At 68.6% G+C, this 18,938-nt stretch carries 14 protein-coding genes; 5 read left to right on the top strand and 9 right to left on the bottom strand.

The features are described 5' to 3' along the window. Window positions 1–59: 59 nt before the first annotated feature. Window positions 60–1,262, bottom strand: a complete 1,203-nt coding sequence (locus ASC94_RS27460; RefSeq protein ID WP_056403899.1) for a sorbosone dehydrogenase family protein — start codon at window positions 1,260–1,262, stop codon at window positions 60–62. Between the two features lie 145 nt (window positions 1,263–1,407). Then, window positions 1,408–2,160 (bottom strand): ABC transporter substrate-binding protein, encoded by a 753-nt coding sequence (locus tag ASC94_RS27455; protein WP_056403896.1) that lies wholly within the window; start codon window positions 2,158–2,160, stop codon window positions 1,408–1,410. Window positions 2,161–2,266: 106 nt separating this feature from the next. On the opposite strand from ASC94_RS27455, the gene ASC94_RS27450 reads away from it, so the two are divergent. Then, window positions 2,267–2,743, top strand: coding sequence for a hypothetical protein (locus ASC94_RS27450; protein WP_056403893.1), 477 nt, complete (start codon window positions 2,267–2,269; stop codon window positions 2,741–2,743). Window positions 2,744–2,762: 19 nt separating this feature from the next. On the opposite strand, the gene ASC94_RS27445 is transcribed toward ASC94_RS27450, so the two are convergent. The 5 genes from ASC94_RS27445 to ASC94_RS27425 form a co-directional block, all read right to left on the bottom strand. Next, window positions 2,763–2,915 carry a DUF1427 family protein gene (locus ASC94_RS27445; RefSeq protein WP_056403889.1) on the bottom strand — a complete coding sequence of 51 codons (153 nt, stop codon included), beginning with the start codon at window positions 2,913–2,915 and terminating at the stop codon, window positions 2,763–2,765. Beyond that, window positions 2,912–3,172: a DUF1427 family protein gene (locus ASC94_RS27440; RefSeq protein ID WP_056403886.1), complete on the bottom strand. Its 261-nt coding sequence runs from the start codon at window positions 3,170–3,172 to the stop codon at window positions 2,912–2,914. Before ASC94_RS27440 ends, ASC94_RS27445 begins: the two co-directional genes overlap by 4 nt. 11 nt (window positions 3,173–3,183) lie before the next feature. Continuing rightward, window positions 3,184–5,088, bottom strand: a complete 1,905-nt coding sequence (locus ASC94_RS27435) for an amidohydrolase (RefSeq protein WP_056403883.1) — start codon at window positions 5,086–5,088, stop codon at window positions 3,184–3,186. An 85-nt stretch (window positions 5,089–5,173) separates the two neighbouring features. Next, entirely contained in the window at window positions 5,174–5,881 is a 708-nt protein-coding gene (locus tag ASC94_RS27430) for a dienelactone hydrolase family protein (RefSeq protein ID WP_056403880.1), read from the bottom strand. Window positions 5,882–5,948: 67 nt separating this feature from the next. Next, the gene (locus ASC94_RS27425; protein WP_056403877.1) at window positions 5,949–9,035 is read right to left on the bottom strand and encodes a DUF6701 domain-containing protein; all 3,087 of its coding nucleotides are present in this window, start codon (window positions 9,033–9,035) and stop codon (window positions 5,949–5,951) included. A 122-nt stretch (window positions 9,036–9,157) separates the two neighbouring features. On the opposite strand from ASC94_RS27425, the gene ASC94_RS27420 reads away from it, so the two are divergent. Both ASC94_RS27420 and ASC94_RS27415 read left to right on the top strand, forming a co-directional pair. Beyond that, window positions 9,158–12,004: an EAL domain-containing protein gene (locus ASC94_RS27420; protein WP_307718855.1), complete on the top strand. Its 2,847-nt coding sequence runs from the start codon at window positions 9,158–9,160 to the stop codon at window positions 12,002–12,004. Window positions 12,005–12,012: 8 nt separating this feature from the next. After that, on the top strand, window positions 12,013–13,116 hold the full coding sequence (locus ASC94_RS27415; protein WP_056403871.1) for a histone methylation protein DOT1-like protein: 1,104 nt from the start codon (window positions 12,013–12,015) through the stop codon (window positions 13,114–13,116). 125 nt (window positions 13,117–13,241) lie between these two features. Here the strand turns inward: ASC94_RS27415 and ASC94_RS27410 are convergent, their stop codons facing one another. Next, window positions 13,242–14,882, bottom strand: a complete 1,641-nt coding sequence (locus ASC94_RS27410) for a M28 family peptidase (RefSeq protein ID WP_056403867.1) — start codon at window positions 14,880–14,882, stop codon at window positions 13,242–13,244. 126 nt (window positions 14,883–15,008) lie between these two features. Then, window positions 15,009–15,407 carry a nuclear transport factor 2 family protein gene (locus tag ASC94_RS27405; RefSeq protein ID WP_056403863.1) on the bottom strand — a complete coding sequence of 133 codons (399 nt, stop codon included), beginning with the start codon at window positions 15,405–15,407 and terminating at the stop codon, window positions 15,009–15,011. Window positions 15,408–15,522: 115 nt separating this feature from the next. On the opposite strand from ASC94_RS27405, the gene ASC94_RS27400 reads away from it, so the two are divergent. After that, window positions 15,523–16,338, top strand: a complete 816-nt coding sequence (locus ASC94_RS27400; protein WP_056403860.1) for an ABC transporter substrate-binding protein — start codon at window positions 15,523–15,525, stop codon at window positions 16,336–16,338. A 135-nt stretch (window positions 16,339–16,473) separates the two neighbouring features. Further along, entirely contained in the window at window positions 16,474–18,813 is a 2,340-nt protein-coding gene (locus ASC94_RS27395) for a DEAD/DEAH box helicase (protein ID WP_056403858.1), read from the top strand. Window positions 18,814–18,938: the final 125 nt, after the last annotated feature.

Here is an 18,938-nt window from a genome sequence, read left to right as displayed (position 1 = left end):
AAATTAGCGATCAAGCGAAGGGCGGGTTGCGATACCCGTCATTTTAACCCGCCCGGCCCCTAGCGCCGGATGATGCGGTACACCTGGCCGCTGCCGGCCAGCACATACAGCTCGCCTTGCGCGTCCTGTCCGAAGGACAGGACATTGCCCGGGTTGTCCACCGTCCATTCTTGCGCCGCGCTGACTGTGCCGTTGCGGTAGGCGAAGCTCTTCAGGTAGCCCTTGCAGAAGTCCGAGTAGAAATACGTGCCCGCCAGCTCGGGAATGGCCGTGCCCCGGTAGACATAGCCGCCGGTGATGGAGCAGCCGTTGGCGTCGTTGGCGCCGTGCAGGTATTCGAACACCGGCAGGGTCAGCCCCGTCTGGTCGCAACTGGCGGCGTTGTAGCAGGCCGTGCCTTCCATGATGTTCCAGCCGTAGTTCTGCCCACCCTGCGCGGCGGGCGCCACGTCCACCTCCTCGCGCTGGTCCTGGCCCACGTCGGCGATGTACAGCAGCCCGTCGGTGCGGTCGAAGGCGAAGCGCCAGGGGTTGCGCAGGCCGTAGGCCCAGATCTCGCCGCGCCGGCCCGCCTGGCCCGCGTACGGGTTGCCGGAAGGGATGCCGTAGGTCTGGCCGGGCACGATGATGCCCACGTCCAGCCGCAGGATCTTGCCCAGCAGCGAGTTGAGGTTCTGGGCGTTGCGCGCCGGGTCGCCCGCGCCGCCGCCGTCGCCGGTGGCCATGTACAGGTAGCCGTCCGGGCCGAAGGCCAGCTGGCCGCCGTTGTGGTTGCTGAACTCGCGGTGCGGGATGGTGATCACGCGGCCGGCGGTGGCGGGATCGGCCAGGTTGGCGTTGATGGTGGAAACCTTCATGCGGTCCACGGCAATGTCGCCGTTGAGGTCGGTGTAGTAGATGAAGAAGCTGCCGTTCTGGGCGTACTGCGGGTGGAAGGCCACCGACAGCAGGCCGCGCTCGCCGGTGGTGGAGGTCTTGCTGCTGATGTCGAGGAAGGGCGTGGGCAGCAGGGCGCCGTTGGCGACGATGCGGATGCGGCCCGGGCGCTCGACGATGAACAGGCGGCTGTCGCCGGCCGGCGCGGTCAGGTATAGCGGCTGCGCCAGCCCGCTGGCCACGCTCTGCAATGCCAGCTGCAGCGTGGCGGGCGGGGTGACCGGCGGAGGGGGCGGTGGCGTGACAGGCGGCGTGACCACGGGGGCGCTGCCGCCACCGCCGCCGCAGCCAGCCACGCCCGCGAGGGCAAAGGACAGAACCAGCATTCTCAGCGCATTCGATCGCATGGCAGCCTCCATATCCGTCCCGCCATTGTAGCGGCCCCGGGCGGCCGGCGGCGCGCCGCAGCGGACGATACGGCCGACGATACAGTGGAAACTGGCGCCCGGTTTGCGCTGCCGCAAGCCCGCGTCATTTCCTCATGTACTGGTCCAGATAGGCCTTGAACTGTTCGTTGGCAAAGGCGCTGCCGGCCACCTTGTTGAAGCGCGCGATCGCGGCGGCGTCGGCCTTGGCCGAGTAGGCCATGGTGAAGTGGCGTTCGGCCATGGGCAGCTTGAGCAGCTTGATGTCGACGTGTTCACTGGCGGCAAAATAGCGCGGCGAATAGCTGTTCTCGAAAAACACCGCCTGGATGCGGCCGGCCTTGAGCTTGCGCATATTCATGCTCTGCCAGTCCGGCACCGACAGGAATTTCCACTGGATGGGTACGCTCTGCAGCGGCGCCGGCACCGTGGTGCCGCCGACCCAGCCGATTTCCATGCCGGCCAGCTGCTGCAGCGACTGCACCGCCTGCAGCGGCGCGTCGCTGCGCGCGGCCAGGTGCGGCTGGGTACGCAGGTAGGACCAGTTGAACATGGCCACCTCCGGCAGGTGGTCGTAGCGTTCGCTGGTCACCAGCAGGATGTCGATGGCGCCGCTTTTCAGGTTTTCGATGGCGCGCGGCAGCGAGGTGGCTGGCGTCCATTCCAGCGCCACGCCGCGCGCCACCACCTCCTGTTCCAAGTAGTCGCGCAGCGCCCCGTGCAGCGGGGCCCCGGCGTTGCCCAGCACGATGGGCGCCACCACGAAACCGCCCACGCGCAGCGCGCCGGCCGCCGCCGCAGTGAGCGGCATCAGCGACAGCAGCAGGGTTGCCTGGGGCAGAAGTTTCTTAAAAGACATATCGACATTCTAGCGCAGCGTTCCCTTGTCCCTGCCTTTTGCCATAAGACGGCAAGGCTCAACAGTATTAGCATGGACTGGCCAACATCACCCGAGGACAGACACCATGCTAGGACTTACTCCGCTCGGCACCATCCATACCGCCATCAGCCTGGTCGCGCTCATCGCCGGCCTGGCCGCCTTTTTCCGCGACAAGGGCATCAACCCCGCCAACACCCTGGGCCAGGTCTACATCTGGGCCACGGTGCTGACCTGCTTGACCGGCTTCGGGATCTTCGAGCGCGGCGGCTTCGGCAAGCCGCACGCACTGGGCCTGATGACCCTGCTGGTGCTGGGGCTGGCCTGGCTGGCCGCGCGCGGCAGCCTGTTCGGCGCCAGGGCCGCCGCCGTCATGACGGTGAGCTATTCGCTGACCTTTTTCTTCCACATGATCCCTGCCATGACGGAAACCGCCGTGCGCCTGCCGGTGGGCAGTCCGCTGGCCGCCAGCCCCGAGGCCGAGTGGCTCAAGATGGCGGCCGGCATCCTGTTCCTGGTCTTTCTCATCGGCGCCACGCTGCAAGTGCGGCCGCTGCGCAAATGAGCCGCTCGGCGGCGCTGCGCTACAGCATGCCGGCGGCCACGTAGCCCGCCGTCATGGCCACCACCAGCAGCGCGCCCACCGGCGTCGGCGGCGAAGGGGAGGGGATGTCGAACCAGCGGCACACGCCGCCCACGGCCAGCCCCAGCAGGGCGCCGATGAAGAGCGCGCTCATTTGGACGCCTCCTTGGCGGCGCCTTCCAGCGCGTGGCCGCCGCAGTGCTGCTTGTTCTGCGCAGCGGGACGGGACTGGCCGCGGGCCTGGCTGCGTGCCAGGTAGCGGTCCACCAGCCAGTAGCCGCTGCTCATCGCGAACACCAGCAGCGCGCCGCTGAGTACCGGCGGCGAGGCGGCCGGGATGCCGAACAGCTTGCAGCCGGCGCCCACCACGAAGGACAGCACCAGCCCCAGCGCGATTTTCGTATAGTTCATGCGCGCCTCCGTCAGAATGCGAAACAGCTGCAGCCCAGCGCGCCCCAGAAGCCGCTGAAGTCCGACACCGGCACCTTGGACCGGCGCGCGCGGTCGTGTGCGTGCGCGTGCACCCCGCACGGGCCCTGGCACTGGTGCGGCAGGGCGGCGGCCTTGGCGGCAGGCGCGGGAGCGGCCGTGCGCCAGTGCCCGGGCGTGCTGGCCACCGGCGACCAGTCCGGCAGCACCGGAATCGGCGGCGGGGCCAGCGGCGTGAACTCGGCCTGGCCGTAGACCACCTTGCCGCCGACCACGGTCAGCACGGATTCGATGCCCTTGATGGCATCCTCGTCCACGGTGAAGAAGTCCGCCGACAGCACCGCCAGGTCGGCCAGCATGCCTTCCTGGATGCGGCCCTTCTTGCCCTGCTCGCTGGAGAACCAGGCGCTGCCTGCCGTCCACAGCTCGATGGCCGTGTCGCGCGAGAGCTTGGCGCCCGCGTCGTACAGGCGCATGCCGCCCACGGTGCGGCCGGACACCAGCCAGTACAGCGCGGTCCACGGGTTGTAGCTGGCCACCCGGGTGGCGTCGGTGCCGGCGCCCACCGGCACGCCGTTTTCCAGCATGCGCTTGATGGGCGGCGTGGCCTTGGCCGCCTCCGTGCCGTAGCGCTCCACGAAGTACTCGCCCTGGAAGGCCATGCGGTGCTGGATGGCGATGCCGCCGTTGAGCGCCTTCACGCGCTCGATATTGCGCGGGCTGATGGTCTCGGCGTGGTCGAACATCCAGTGCAGGTCGCCGAAGGGGATGTCGCGGTTCACCTTCTCGAACACGTCCAGCATGCGCGAGATCGATTCGTCGTAGGTGGCGTGCAGGCGGAACGGCCAGCGCTTGCTCACCAGGTGGCGCACCACCTTTTCCAGTTCCGCTTCCATGTCCGGGTTCAGGTCCGGGCGCGGTTCCAGGAAGTCCTCGAAGTCGGCCGCCGAGAACACCAGCATTTCACCGGCGCCGTTGTGGCGGTAGAAGTCCGTGCCCTGGCCCGGGGTCACCATGCCGGTCCACTTCTCGAAGTCTTCCAGTTCCTTGCCCTTGTTCTGCGTGAACAGGTTGTAGGCGATGCGGATGGTGAGCTGCTCGTCGCGCGCCAGCTGCTCTACCACGGAATAGTCGTCCGGGTAGTTCTGGAAGCCGCCGCCGGCGTCGATGGCGGAGGTCACGCCCAGGCGGTTCAGCTCGCGCATGAACTGGCGCGTGGAATTGACTTGCAGGTCCAGCGGCAGCTTGGGGCCCTTGGCCAGGGTGGCGTACAGGATCATGGCGTTGGGGCGGGCGATCAGCATGCCGGTCGGGTTGCCGGAGGCGTCGCGCTGGATTTCGCCGCCGGGCGGGTTGGGCGTGTCCTTGTCATAGCCCACCACGCGCAGCGCGGCGCGGTTCAGCAGGGCGCGGTCGTACAGGTGCAGCACGAATACCGGCGTGTCCGGCGCGGCGGCGTTGATCTCGTCCAGGGTGGGCATGCGCTTCTCGGCGAACTGGAATTCGTTCCAGCCGCCCACCACGCGCACCCACTGCGGGCTGGGCGTGCGCAGCGCCTGTTCCTTGAGCATGCGCAGCGCGTCGGCCAGCGAGGGCACGCCCTCCCAGCGCAGCTCCAGGTTGTAATTCAGGCCGCCCCGGATCAGGTGCAGGTGCGAGTCGTTCAGGCCGGGCACCACGGTGCGCCCGTTCAGGTCGATCACCTGGCTGGTGGGCGTGCGGTGGCGCATTACCTCGTCGGCGTCGCCCACGGCCAGGAAGCGTCCGCCCTGGATGGCGACCGCGCTGGCCTGCGGCTTGGATTTGTCGACCGTGTGGAAACAGCCGTTGATGAGGATCAGGACGGGGTCGGGACTGCCGTTGTGTGCGTTGCTGGCATTGCTGGCGTTGCTGCTCATGCGGTTCTCCTGCGGACTTTAGCGGTAGCCTGCAGTATGCCGCCGCGCGTGGCGGCATACTATGCGCCATTGGGGAGAGACGGCGCTAGATGGTTTCGCTCAGGAACACGAGCGTGTGGCCGTGCGCCAGCGCGGCAGGCTGCTGGCGGTAGCTGGCGCGGTGGCTGCAGTTGAAACCGTGTTCGGCCTCGGTGTAGACGTGCACTTCCACGTTGTCGCGCTCGTCGAAGCGCTCGGCGATGTGCTTGACCGCGTCGAGCGGAATGTGGCTGTCGCGGGCACCGAAGTGCATCATCAGCGGCACGTGGATCTCGTCGGCCCGTGCCAGCGCGTCCTGGATGCCGCCGCCGTAATAGGCCACGGCCGCGTCCACGTCGCCGTTGGCGGCCGCGTGGTCGGACAGCAGGCCGCCGTAGCAAAAGCCCAGCGAAGCGATCCTGGCGCCCACGCCGGGCAGCGCGCGCAGGGCTTGCGCGGCGGCGCGGATGTCGGCCTGGGCCTGCTTGATGTCGCTGGCCTTCTTGAGCTGCACGGCGCGCTGCCAGTCGGCCTCGCCGTAGCCCAGTTCAATGCGCTGGCCCTGGCGCCAGAACAGGTCCGGCGCCAGCACCACGTAGCCGTCCGCCGCGTACTGTTCGGCCACGCTGCGGATGTGTTCATTGACGCCGAAAATCTCCTGCAGCAGCACGATGCCGGGCGCGCCGCCGGCGCTGCTGGCGCGCGGCAGCGCCAGGTAGGCCCCGAAGGCGCCGTCGCCGCCCTGTATCTCGATCCACTTGGAAGTGCCGTCCATGCCCGTTCCTTTGCCGTTGGTGGGGAAAACGGCCATGCTACCGCAGTTCGGGCGGCCGCTGCGCCGCTCAGTGCAGTTCGCGCAGGTAGATCACTGGCGAACGGTACACGCCGTAGGTGAGGCGGCCGGCCGTGCTGGGGAGCCAGGGAATGGCGTTCACGCGCAGGTTCACGCTGCCGTCGCGGCCCAGGCCGGGGGCATTCAGGCGCAGGAAGGAGCGGCCGGTGTCGAACAGCAGCGTGGGCGGAGTGCTGTCCGCGCCGATGGCGTAGCAGGCGCCGCCCGGGTTCAAGCTCCTGGTGCAGGCTTCGTAGGTCAGCATGCCGCTGCCGGCCAGCGCGCCGGTGCTCTGCGTGAAATCCGCCCTGTTATGCAGGAACTGGGTGCCGGTCCAGTACTGGGATTCCACCTCCACGCGCCGCTTGAGCAGCGGCGATCCATAGCTGTGCGCCACCTGCAGGCGCCCGGCCGCCACCGCGAGGCCGGCTTCCACGGCACCCGCGCGCAGCGAGGTCACGGCGTCGCTGTCGGTGGCGCGGAAGAACACATTGACCGGCCGCGAGATCTTGGTCAACTGGTCGGCGGTGCGCAAATCCTTGGTGAAGGCGTACTTGACCCCGCCCTGGCCCGTGCCGGCGGTGAAGGTGAAGTCCGTCGTGACGGTGGGGCCGCCCGGGCCGCCCACGTCCTCCGGGCGGGCTGGCATGCTGGTGGCCGCATTGTCCAGCGGGCGATATTCGGGATTGTCGTTGGCGTTGCCGGTGGCGCCTGCCGCGTTCCAGGCGGTGATGCCAATCGCGCGGGCGTAGCTGCCCGCGTAGTTCCTGGTCAGGGCGGGCGCGCTGCCGCCGCTCATGGCAGCGAGGTTCAGCCCGAAAGGCTGGCCCGCGTAAACGAACCAGCCGCCGCTGCAGGAGATCGGGAAAATCCCGGCTGCCGGGCAGGCCATGAAGGGCGGCGCGCCGGCCCCGGCGAGGGTGACGTCGAAATGGTCCGGAATGAAGCGGCCGACGTTGCCGCTGCTGCCCTTGCCGGCCAGCGCGGCAGCCATGCCCTTGTAGATGCCGGCGTAGTCGCCGCCGGTCAGGGTGGTGGCAGTGATCTGGATGATGCCGACTTCGTTCCAGCTCAGGTTGTTGATCAGGAAGCTGCCCGGCGTGGCGCCGGCAGCGCCGGCGTTGATGGCGATGCCCATCGCCCTCTGGTCGGGCGCGGTGAGCGTGCCGGCATTGCCGGCGGCCGGGGCCGGATCGACCAGCGCGTGCGTCAGTTCGAACTGGCCTGGCTTGCTTTCGCGGCCGAAGTTGGAGGTTGCCACGTCGTTCATGCTGAGTGCGGTTACCCGCACGGCGAACACCTCGCCGGCCTTGGCAAAGACCTCGCCGGCCGCGTTGGAGGCGGGCGTGTGATTGGCCTTGCTGGCCTGGACGATGCTGTATTTGTAGGGCGCGACCAGGATGTCGGTGCTTCTGCCGGTGACGAAGTTGGCGTTGCCGGCAGTGTATTCGGCCGACAGCGCCACCTTGCCCACGTCGTTATAGACCATGGTGCCCCTGGCCACGCCGTTCTGGTCGAACCGCAGCGACAGATTGCCAGCGGCGCCGCCGGATGGGCTGCCGCTGCCGCACGCCAGCGCGGCGGTGGAGGGCGACTCCCCGGCAAGGCTGACGTTGCGGCCGGCGATGTTGGGGTTGGTATTGCTTGACGGGTCCACGTAACCGCAGCGCATGACGATGGTCTTGCTGCTGTTGGCAATCAGCGGTATGCAGCTGGACGGATTGGCCTGGTCCGCCATCATGGCCTTGACAGTGAACTGCGCGCTCTCGCCGGCCTTGTGGTCAACGGCGGAAACATCGAAGCCCGCTTCGCTGAATTTCATGACGCAGGGCGTGCCAGTCCCGCCGCCGATGCACACCGTGCTGTTGGCGCCCGCCGTCGGCGCCGGGCTGGCGCTGTTGGCGACGACGGCAAGTGTGGCGTTGCCTGCCGTGGTCTGGCGCACGTAGCCGGTGCCGCCGGCGCCGGCGACCGAGACGGTCGGTGCCGGCGAGTCCACCGAATTGGGCGCCAGCTTCAGCTGCGCGGTGCCGTTGTACAGCGCGCTGCAGTCGGCATTCGCGCACGCCTTGACGGTGACCGCTTCCGGCTGGCAGGTCAATCCGGCGCCGTCGTGTGTGATCTGGTAGTGGTGGACCGCGTTGTTGGTGGCCGGCGCGGTGCACACGGTCGCATAGCTGGTGTTGCTGTAGCCGCTGTCGTCATCCACGCAGGTGCAGGGATTGCCGCTGGTGTAGTTGCGGCAGGTGACGGCCTGGTACACCCGGCCGTGCCAGTTCAGCTTGAGCGTGTCGACCAGGGCCGTGCCGGTGATGTAGGCTTCCGACGACTGCAGCACCACCGCGCCGGCCACCACGTTGCCGTTGATGCTGCTGGACGAGCCGATGGTGAGCGAGGTGCTGGCAGTGACGTTGCCGTTTACGCGCGACGGCGACGGGTCGAGCGACACGACGGGCGACACCAGGTTGCCGTCCAGCGTGCTGCCCGAGGACAGGTTGAACGATACGCTGGCCGTCACGTCGCCCGTCAGCGACACCGGCGAGCCGGTGGTGACCTTGCCGCCGCTGATGTCGCCGATGATGGTGGCGTGCGAGGCGATGTCGATCTGGCCGGTGGCGGTCAGGTTGCCGGTCACCTTGGTGGTCGAACCGGTGCCGATCTTCATGCTGGCGGCGCTGACGTCGGCCACGATGGTCTGCGGCTGGGCGCCCATGCTGAACTGGCCGCTGCTGATCAGCGAGCCGCCGGTGATGTTCAGGTTGGAAGCCTTGATCCCGGCGATATCCAGGTTGCCCGCCACCCGCAGCTGGGCCGTGCCGCTCATGTTGAGCTGCTGGTTGTAGTCGAAATCGATGGGGCCCGTCAGCACCACCGTGTAGCCGCTGGCGATGGTGACGTCCTGGGTGGACGGGAAGGGCGCGCAGGTGTAGGTGCTGCTGGCGGCGGCGTAGCTGCAGCCGGCCACCACGCCGCCGCCGTACAGCACGGCGGTGTTGGCGCGGGCGGGACCTGCCGGCAGCAGCGCCAGGGCCAGCGCCAGCAGTAACGCCGGTGCTGTGCCCAGCCAGGCCATGCCGCGTGCGAAGGAGGAAGCCATAGTTGCCACGAGTTGCCACGAATGTACACGATGAGCCCATTATATGCTCAGCGGCACCTTCTGATGCCGCCGCGCCAGCGCCATCCATGCTAATCTTGTGGCTTTACCAGCATCCACGACGGGTGAACCCGATTAGCGCTTCTCCCATTTTCCATGCCGCCACCGCCCAGCCGCTGCCCGGCAGGTGGGCGAAGTACCGCCCCATGGCGCTGGCCCTGCTGTGCGGCCTGGGGTGTACGGCGCTGCTGTTCGGCGGCGTGAGCCGGCTGGAGCAGGACAAGGTGTCGCTCGCTTTCATGCAGCGCGCGCACGCGCGGCTGTTCGCCCTGCAGCAGGGCGTCGGCAACGCCATCGCCGGCCTCAGTTCGGTGAACCAGCTGTTTGCCAGCCGGGCGCAGGTGAGCCGCGACGAATTCCATCTGTTCACCCGCCCCATCCTGGAGCGCGCGCCCTACGTGCAGGGCATCAGCCACCTGCGCTTCATCAGCCACGCCGAGCGCCCCGCGCTGGAGGCCGAACTGGGCGCCGTGGTGCCGGGGCTCACGCTGACCGAAATGCGCGACGGCAGGCCGGTGCCGGCCGGGGAGCGCGCCAGCTACCGCGTGATCGAGTTCATCGAACCGCTGGCCGAGAACCGGGCCGCGCTGGGCCTGGACACGGCGTGGCCGGTGGTGGACGGCGGCTCGCGCCAGCAGGCTTACGACAGCGGCCAGCCCGCCGCCAGCAAGCTGGTGCGCCTGGCCCAGGGACCGGAACCGCGCCTGGGCGTGATCGTGTCGATGCCGGTGTTCCGGTTCGGCGCCGCGCCGGCCGACCCGGCTGCGCGCCGCGCCGCCCTGGTGGGCGAGACGGCCATGGTGATGCGCCCGGCCGACATGATAGAAAAGATCTACGCCGCCGCCGGCCTGCGCGGCAACCTGGGGTTAAACCTGAAGGTCTACGCCAGCGACGGCCAGGAGCCCGAGGCGCTGGTGTTCGAGGCGCTGCCGCCGCCACCCGCGCAGGCCACCCTGCCGTCGTGGATGTATCCGGCCCAGCCGGCGCGCCTGGTGCAGCCCTTCGACGTGGCCGGCAAGACCTGGCTGATGGTGGCCAGCCAGCCCGGCGGCGTGCCGGTGAGCGACCACCTGGCCTCCATCTTCACGCTGGCGCTGGGCGCCATCGTGAGCGTGCTGGGAGCAGCCTATGTGCACTCGCTGGCCAGCCGCAACCGCGACGTGCAGCACCGCGTGGACCAGCGCACCGCCGAGCTGAAGGACGTCAACCGCGCCATGCGGCTGCGCGACCGGGCCATCGAATCGAACGTCAACGCCATCATGATCACGGACGGCGCGCCGCGCTATGGCATCGTCTACGTCAATCCCGCGTTCGAGCGCCTGACCGGCTACCCCAGCGCGGAGCTGATCGGCCGCAGCACGCGCATGCTGCACGGCGACGACACGGACCAGCCGGGCGTCAAGGAGCTGACGGCGGCGGTGCGCGAACAGCGCGAAGGCCACGCCGTGCTGCGCCACTACCGCAAGGATGGCGCCATGTTCTGGAATGACGTCTACGTGTCGCCGGTGCGCGACGAGCACGGCGAAGTGACCCATTTCGTCTCCTTCATGCACGACATCACCGCCATCAAGGCTTACGAGACCGAGCTGCACCACCAGTCCACGCACGACGCGCTGACCGGCCTGCCGAACCGGGTGCTGCTGCTGGACCGGCTGCGCCAGACCATCACGCACTCGGAGCGCAAGGGGCATGCGCTGTGGGTGGTGTCGATCGACCTGGACCGCTTCAAGTTCACCAACAGCCGCCTCGGGCACAAGGGCGGCGACCGCCTGCTGCAGGCGGTGGCGGAGCGGCTGCAGCTGGCCCTGCGCCCGGTGGACACGGTGGCGCGCATCGGCGGCGACGAGTTCGCGCTGATGCTGCTGCCCGAGCAGGGCGCGCTCTCGCCGCGCGCCGACCAGGTGCAGCGCGTGCTGGACTGCCTGGCCGCGCCGCTGCTGATCGACGGCCAGGAACTGTTCTTCACCTGCAGCGCCGGCATCGCGGTCTATCCGGACGACAGCGTGGACCCCGGCGCGCTGATGGAGCGGTCCGACATCGCCATGTACCGCGCCAAGGAAATGGGCGGCAACAACTACCAGTTCTACACGCCGGCCATGAACGAGCAGCTGGGCGAGCGCATGCTGATCGAAGGCGCGCTGCGCACCGCGCTGGAGCGGCGCGAGCTGGTACTGCACTACCAGCCGCAGGTGGACACGGCCAGCGGCCGCATCGTCGGTATGGAAGCGCTGGTCCGCTGGCAGCATCCGGAGCTGGGCATGGTGGCGCCGAACCGCTTCATCCCGCTGGCCGAGGAAACCGGCTTGATCCTGCCGGTGGGCGCCTGGGTGCTGCGCACCGCGTGCGAACAGCTGATGGCCTGGCGCGCCGCCGGCCAGCGCGACGGCCTGCGCATGGCCGTCAACGTGTCGGCGCGCCAGATGGCCGAGCCGGACTTCGTGCAGTCGGTGGCCGCGGTGCTGGCCGAAACCGGCCTGCCGCCGGCCTGCCTGGAGCTGGAGCTGACCGAGAGCCAGGTGATGAACGACGTGGAGCACGCCATCGCCGTGATGCACGAGGTGAAGAAGCTGGGCGTGCTGCTGGCCATCGACGATTTCGGCACCGGCTATTCCAGCCTGGCGCACCTGAAGCGCTTCGAGATCGATGTCCTGAAAATCGACCAGACCTTCGTGCGCGACCTGACCGTGGACCCGGACGACGCGGCCATCGTCACCACCATCATTGCGCTGGCGGCCAACCTGAAGCTGGACGTGATTTCCGAGGGCGTGGAAACGCTGGAGCAGATGGCCTTCCTGCGCCAGCACGGCTGCCGCCAGATGCAGGGCTACTACTTCAGCCGCCCGGTGCCGGCCGCCGCGTTCGAGGCGGTGCTGGTCGAGAACGAGGCCCGCCTGGCCGGCCAGCCCTGCTGAGGAAAGCGATGAGCGAGCCGGCCAACCCGAACACTCCGGCCTGGCGCCGCGCCGACCGGCCCGCCGCCGTGCCGTCCGCCTGCGCCACGGCGGAGGATGTGCTGGCAGCCTTGCTGGACAGCGTGGAGGGCGGCGAGCTGCACGTGCGGCCGCTGCGCGCGCTGCTCGACAGCGGCCGTTTCGCGCGCTTCACCGAGATCGGCCTGGCGCTGCGGCGCGCCTTCCGCGATCCGTCCCGGCGCGGTTATTTCATCGCCCGCATGAAGCCCCACCTGCGCTACGTGATCGGCCTGCTGCCGGCCAGCATCCAGCGCCATGGCATGCTGCCGCCGGAACCGGCGCCGCCGGCCCCGGGCACGCTGGAACTGGAGCAGGTGAGCGACGCCGAATTGCGCCAATGGCTGGTCGACGACGGCAGTTTGATCTACGGGGAGTTCCAGCGCTACGAGCTGGAGAATTACTTTGACGCCATCCGCCGCTACGTGGCGCCGGGCGGGGAGATGATGGACCTGGGCAGCGGCCTGGGCAAGGTGGTGATGTCGGCCGCGCTGGCCCTGCCGTTCGCGCGCTGCACCGGTGTGGAGCTGATGGGCTACCGCCACGGCATGGCGGTGGAGCGCCGCGCGCGCCTGCTGGACCGCGCCCAAGGGTTGCTGGCCGCGCTGTCGCCGCAAGGAGTGGACGCGGATGCGCCGCTGGCGCTGCCTTTCGGCCACGCCGCCACGCTGCGGCACCTGCTGGCGCTGGACGCGCGCATCGTGCTGCGCGAGCAAAATATGTTCGAAGCGGACGTCAGCCGCGCCAGCCTGGTGTTCATCTATAGCACCTGCTTCGCGCCGCTGATGGACGCGCTGGCGGCCAAGCTGGCGCGCGAGCTGCCGCAGGGCTGCCTGGTGAGCTGCACCACCTTCCCGCTGGCGCATCCGGCCTTCCGCCTGCTGCACCACTTCCCGTCCAACAGCGTGGCCTGGACCAGCGTGTTCGTGTACCAGCGCATGGGCCCGGCGGACGGGCCGGCGCCGCAGCCGGTCCACCTGTACGCGCCCGACCCGGACGAATGGGAAGCCGGCGTGCGCGCCGAATGGGAAAGGCAGGATGCGGCGCCTGCGTGACGCTGTGGCGGCGTACGGGTCTTGGCCTGCGGCCTAACCCGCCCTACGTCCCCCGGTCGCCACGCCCGCCCGTGGTCCCGTAGGGCGGGTTAGCGAGGCACTCGCGTAACCCGCCGCAGCGCCGCCTAACGCTTCACCTTTGCGAACGCATCGCCCTTCTTGAAGCTGGCCATGGTGGGCGCGTTGGCCACCGCATAGCCGAGGTTCAGCGTGAACTGCGCCTGCTGCACCATGCCGGACAAGTCCCATTCCGGGCGGTACTCGTCCGTCACCTGGTGGTAATCCTTCTTGAACGACACCAGCCTGTCGCTGGAGGCCTGCTGGTCCTTCTCGAACTCGAAATGGCCGTCGCCGGAGAACACGGCCGAGCCGACGTTAAACGCCGGGATGCCCGCCTTGGCGAAATTGAAATGGTCGGCGCGGAAGTAAGCGCCCGACAGGTCCGGAATCAGGGGCGCCAGTTTCAGCCCCATTTTCTTGGCCACCTGGCCGGCCGTCTCGTACAGGCTGCTGCGTTCCGCGCCCGCCACGCCGATGTCCCGGGTGCGGCCGGCGAAATTCATGCTGTCCAGGTTCAGGTCCGCGCTGGTCTTGTCCAGCGGCCAGGCCGGGTTGGCCACGTAGGCAGCGCTGCCCAGCAAGCCCTGCTCCTCAGCCGCCGGCCACAGGAAGACCTGGGTGCGTTTGGCCGGGTGCTTCACCGCCTCCGCCGCCATGGCCAGCAGCGCGGCCGTGCCGGAGGCGTTGTCGATGGCGCCGTTGTAGGTATGGTCGGTCTTGTCGTCGCGCTTGACGCCCTCGTCGACGCCCAGGTGGTCCCAGTGCGCCGAGTACACCACGGCCTGTTCCTTGAGCTTGGGATCGGTGCCCGGCACGATGCCGGCCACGTTGAACTGCTCCACCTGGCGCACCACGCTGCGCAGCTCCACGCGCGCGGTGGCCTTCAGGTCCACCGGCTGGAAGTCGCGCCGCTCTGCGCGGCGGCGCAGCTCGTCCAGGTCGAAGCCGGAGGCGCCCACCAGCTCGCGCGCCGTGTCCTCGTGCAGCCAGCCCTCGATGTTGTTGCCGCCCGCGTTCAGGTGGAAGCGTTCGTGGCTGAAGCCATTGGCCGGCACCGACCACGGATAGGAGGCCGACGGCGTGGTGTGGATCAGCAGTGCGCCGGCGGCGCCGCGCCGAACAGCTTCCTCGAACTTGTACAGCCAGCGGCCGTAGTAGGTGTAGGCCTTGCCGGCGAAGCGGTTCGGCTCCTCTGCGGTGGGCTGCGGGTCGTTGACCATCATGACCAGGATCTTGCCCTTGACGTCGGCGCCCTTGTAGTCGTCCCAGTTTTCCTCTTCCGCCTTGACGCCGTAGCCGACGAACAGCAGCGGCGCTTCGAAGTTCAGGCTGGCCTTGCCGCTGCCGGTGCCGTACACGATGCCCTGGCCGGGGATGGGTGTCAGGCGCGTGCCGCTGCCGGCGTAGAAGGCCACCGAGCTGGCGGGCAGCAGCCTGGTGCCCTGGAAGCGCACCGGCTGGCGGTAAGTGCCGTCTGCCAGCGGCTTGAGGCCCATCAGCGCAGCCTGGGTCTCCAGGTAGCGCACCGCCAGGTCGCCGCCGCGCTGGCCGGTGCCGCGCCCTTCCAGCAGGTCGTCGGCCAGGAAGGACAGGTGGGCGCGCAGCGGCGCTTCGCGCACGATGGCTTGCTGGGCATGGACGGAGTGGGCCGCCAGGGTGAGGCCGGCGGCGATGGCGAAGGGGGTAAGGCGCGAGGTCAGACGCATTGCTGCTCCATGTTCGGATTGATCGGTCAGGGCGGCACCGCCGCGTGTGGCGGGCGGCGCCGGCTGGCTATCTTATAACATGGCGTTGCGGCCTGGCGTAGCTGCGTGGGATAGCTGCGCCGAGGGTCAGTCGGCCGTGGGCTGGCCGTGGAAGGCCTTGTTGGCGATCTTCCAGCCCGCTTCGGTCTTGAGCAGTACGAAGTAATCGGTGAAGGTGGTGGCGCCGTGCACCAGCGTGATGCGGGCGCAGGCTGCGCTGCCCTGCACGTCGATCCAGTCCACGATGCGCTCGCGGTCGGCCTCGTCGGCGGCCGGGGCGCCCTTGAAACGTTCGCAGTACAGGTCCAGCGGCCAGGAGGTGAACACGCCTTCGCGCATCGATTCGATGTGCGCAGTGGGCAGGAAGGCAGCGCGCATGCGGGCCGCGTCGTCGTTGGCGTGGCCTGCAAAATATTCGTTGATCGGGTCCAGCACGGCGGCTTGTTCTTCGCTGAACGGAGGACGGAAGATGGTGTTCATATTCATGGGAGGCTCCTTTGTGGAGGCCCATCATGCCGGGCGCGCGGCGCGCCGAACCGCAGGCTGTGGCTATACCGGGTATGCGCCTGCAGCCATGGAGCGGCCGTGTTAACATGCGCCGATGATACGCACTGCCTTCCTTGCCGCCGCCGTCCTGGCCGCCGCGCTGCCCGCCTGTGCCGGCGCCGCGTGTTCGCGCGCCATCGTGGTGCCGGCGTCCTCGCTGGGCCGGATGATGACGGTGAACGAGGCCAGCGGCGAGGTGGGCGGGGTCTACCCCGAGCTGCTGCGCGAGCGGGGCCGCCGCGCCGGCTGCGAATTCGTCTTTCCCGTGGTGCCGCGCGCCCGCGCCGAGGCCATGCTGCGCCAGGGCGAGGCGGACCTGATGGTGGGCGCGGTGCAGGTGCCCGAACGCGACCAGTGGGGCCGCTATGTGCCCATGATAGGCACGGAATGGATGCTGGTGTCTACCGACGCCGACCCGCCGCGCTCCACCGAGGAGCTGCTGGCGCGCCCCGGCATCCGCCTCAACGTGGTGCGCAGCTATAACTACGGCCCGGCCTACCTGGCGCTGCTGGCGCGGCTGGACAAGCAGGGCAGGCTGGAATACGTGAAGGATCCGCAGACCATCGCGCGCAAGATGGACATCGGCCGCGCCAGCTATGCCTACATGCCCTCCAATACCTTCGCCGGCGCGCTGGAGGAGGCGGGCCTGCGCGACTCGCTGGGCCAGCGCGTGCACTACACGCGGCTGGCCGGCATTCCGCCTTCCACCAGCGGCGTCTACATCTCCCGCAAGACCGCGCCGGACGATGCGGCGCAGCTGGCGGCCATGCTGGAGCACCTGAGCCGGGACGGCGAGCTGCTGGCGCGCACCCGGAAATTCTTCACCCCGGCCGAAATGTCGAGCAGTTTTGCGCTGCCGCGCGGGCGTTAGCCGGTCCCGGATGCCGCCGGCGATATGCCCGTAATTCGCCCGAATTGGCGTGAATTGGCCCTATTCGGCCCGGAGAGAGTAAACTAGCGCTTTTGTTTCGCATTGGGCGATTCGAACATACTTGTGAGTGACGCCATGTCTGGAACACCGAATACCGAAATTACGCTATTTTCCGACCTTAACCTCAGCCCCGCGCTGATCAAATCGCTGAAAGAGGTCGGCTACGAGTCGCCGTCGCCTATCCAGGCCGCGACCATCCCCTACCTGCTGGACGGCCGCGACGTGCTGGGCCAGGCCCAGACCGGCACCGGCAAGACCGCCGCCTTCGCGCTGCCCATCCTGTCCCAGATCGACACCAAGCTGACCGCGCCGCAGGCGCTGGTGCTGGCGCCGACCCGCGAACTGGCGATCCAGGTGGCCGAGGCCTTCCAGCGCTACGCCGCCTATATCCCCGGCTTCCACGTGCTGCCGATCTACGGCGGCCAGAGCTACGGCCCGCAATTGTCGGCGCTGCGGCGCGGCGTGCACGTGGTGGTGGGCACCCCCGGCCGCGTGATCGACCACCTGGACAAGGGCTCGCTGGACATCTCCAAATTGAAGACCCTGGTGCTGGACGAAGCGGACGAAATGCTGCGCATGGGCTTTATCGACGACGTCGAACGCATCCTGAAAGAGACCCCGGCCACGCGCCAGACCGCGCTATTCTCGGCCACCATGCCGTCGGTGATCAAGCGCATCGCCACCACCTACCTGAACAACCCGGCCGAAGTGACCATGGCCGCCAAGACCGGCACCGCCGAGAACATCCGCCAGCGCTACTGGCTGGTGAGCGGCATGCACAAGCTGGACGCGCTGACCCGCATCCTGGAAGCGGAGCCGTTCGACGGCATGATCATCTTCTCGCGCACCAAGATGGGCACCGAGGAACTGGCCGAGCGCCTGAACGCCAGAGGCTTCTCGGCTGCCGCCATCAACGGCGACATGCAGCAGGCGGCGCGTGAACGCACCATTGCCCAGCTCAAGGATGGCAAGATCGACATTCTGGTGGCCACCGACGTGGCCGCGCGCGGCCTGGACGTGGAGCGCATCAGCCACGTGGTGAACTACGACGTGCCGCACGACCCGGAAAGCTACACCCACCGCATCGGCCGTACCGGCCGCGCCGGCCGCAGCGGCGAAGCCATCCTGTTCATCACCCCGCGCGAGCGCCCGCTGCTCAAGGCCATCGAGCGCGCCACGCGCCAGCCGGTGTCCGTGATGGAGCTGCCGTCGCTGCAGGCGGTAAACGACGTGCGCGTGGCCAAGTTCAAGGACGAGATCACCGCCGTGCTGGCCAAGGGCGGCCTGGAACACTTCCAGGGCCTGATCGAAGACTACGAGCGCGAGCACAATGTGCCGGCGATCGAGGTGGCGGCGGCGCTGGCCAGCATGGCGCGCGGCGGCAAGTCCCTGCTGCTGGACAAGAAGAAGGAAACCGGCTGGCACGACTCGCCGCAGGCGGCAGCGGCCGCCCAGGCCGCGCGCGGCGACCGCCCGGAGCGCGAGCGCTTTGACCGTGGCGACCGCGGCGACCGTGGCGATAGGTTCGAGCGCGCCGAGCGCCCGGACCGCGGCGAGCGCGCCTTCCCGAAAAAGGAACGCGTGGTCCGCGAACCGGAAGCGGGCATGCAGACCTACCGCATCGAGGTGGGCTACCAGCACGGCGTCAAGCCGGGCAATATCGTCGGCGCCATCGCCAACGAAGGGGGGATCGACTCCAAGTTCATCGGCCGCATCGAGATCTACGACGATTATAGTGTGCTCGACATGCCGAGCGACCTGGCGCAGGACACCATCAGCCACCTGCAAGGCGTGAAGATCGCCGGCCAGGTGATCCGCCTGAGCCGCGACGGCGAGCAGGCCCCTGCGGCAGCTGCGTCGGCACCGGCCCCGGCCCGTGCTCCGGCCGCGCCGCGTGCGGCTCCGGCAGAACGCGCAGCCCCGGCCGAACGCGCTCCGGCGCCGAAGAAGGCCGCCAAGGCGGAGCCGGAACTGGCCCCGAAAGCCGACGACAGCGAGCCGGCCTTCGACGATGACGCACCGAAGAAGAAAAAGAAGGACAAGAACAAGGTCAGCCTGCCGATGAGCGCCTTCCGCATCGAGGTGGGCAGCAAGCACGCGGCCACGCCGTCCAACATCGTCGGCGCCATCGCCAACGAGGCGGGCATCGAAGCCAAGTACATCGGCCGCATCGAGATCTTCGACGACCACAGCGTGCTCGAACTGCCGGACGGCATGCCGGACGACGTGTTCCAGCACCTGGGCAAGGTGTGGGTGGGCGGCCAGCAGCTGCGCATCAGCCACGCCGACGCCATGCCGCCGGAATCGGCCAAGCACACGCCGCCGAAAGCGGCGCCGGGCAAGGTGGCGGCTAAAAAAGTGCCGGGCACGGACAAGCCGCTGCGCAAGCCGGGCAAGTTCAACAAGTTCAAGTAATCCGCGAGGAATGCAGTAAACCCAAAGGGCCGCAAGGCCCTTTTTTTCGTCCGCGCGCACGCTGGCGGTGCAGCCCGCTGCTGCGGCGCACCAAAACATCCCGGGAACAGGGCGCGGTTTGCTAG

This window comes from Massilia sp. Root418 (assembly GCF_001425265.1).
Taxonomy (GTDB): domain Bacteria; phylum Pseudomonadota; class Gammaproteobacteria; order Burkholderiales; family Burkholderiaceae_D; genus Rugamonas.
The sequence above is the reverse complement of the archived record's forward strand: the minus strand, read 5'-3'. Positions and strand labels throughout refer to the sequence as shown.

Bases quoted from the DNA above. Each gene is read 5' to 3' on its own strand.
- ASC94_RS27460 (WP_056403899.1), bottom strand. From the start codon at position 1,262: ATGCTGGTTCTGTCCTTTGCCCTCGCGGGCGTGGCTGGCTGCGGCGGC.
- ASC94_RS27455 (WP_056403896.1), bottom strand. From the start codon at position 2,160: ATGTCTTTTAAGAAACTTCTGCCCCAGGCAACCCTGCTGCTGTCGCTG.
- ASC94_RS27450 (WP_056403893.1), top strand. From the start codon at position 2,267: ATGCTAGGACTTACTCCGCTCGGCACCATCCATACCGCCATCAGCCTG.
- ASC94_RS27445 (WP_056403889.1), bottom strand. From the start codon at position 2,915: ATGAGCGCGCTCTTCATCGGCGCCCTGCTGGGGCTGGCCGTGGGCGGC.
- ASC94_RS27440 (WP_056403886.1), bottom strand. From the start codon at position 3,172: ATGAACTATACGAAAATCGCGCTGGGGCTGGTGCTGTCCTTCGTGGTG.
- ASC94_RS27435 (WP_056403883.1), bottom strand. From the start codon at position 5,088: ATGAGCAGCAACGCCAGCAATGCCAGCAACGCACACAACGGCAGTCCC.
- ASC94_RS27430 (WP_056403880.1), bottom strand. From the start codon at position 5,881: ATGGACGGCACTTCCAAGTGGATCGAGATACAGGGCGGCGACGGCGCC.
- ASC94_RS27425 (WP_056403877.1), bottom strand. From the start codon at position 9,035: ATGGCTTCCTCCTTCGCACGCGGCATGGCCTGGCTGGGCACAGCACCG.
- ASC94_RS27415 (WP_056403871.1), top strand. From the start codon at position 12,013: ATGAGCGAGCCGGCCAACCCGAACACTCCGGCCTGGCGCCGCGCCGAC.
- ASC94_RS27410 (WP_056403867.1), bottom strand. From the start codon at position 14,882: ATGCGTCTGACCTCGCGCCTTACCCCCTTCGCCATCGCCGCCGGCCTC.
- ASC94_RS27405 (WP_056403863.1), bottom strand. From the start codon at position 15,407: ATGAATATGAACACCATCTTCCGTCCTCCGTTCAGCGAAGAACAAGCC.
- ASC94_RS27400 (WP_056403860.1), top strand. From the start codon at position 15,523: ATGATACGCACTGCCTTCCTTGCCGCCGCCGTCCTGGCCGCCGCGCTG.
- ASC94_RS27395 (WP_056403858.1), top strand. From the start codon at position 16,474: ATGTCTGGAACACCGAATACCGAAATTACGCTATTTTCCGACCTTAAC.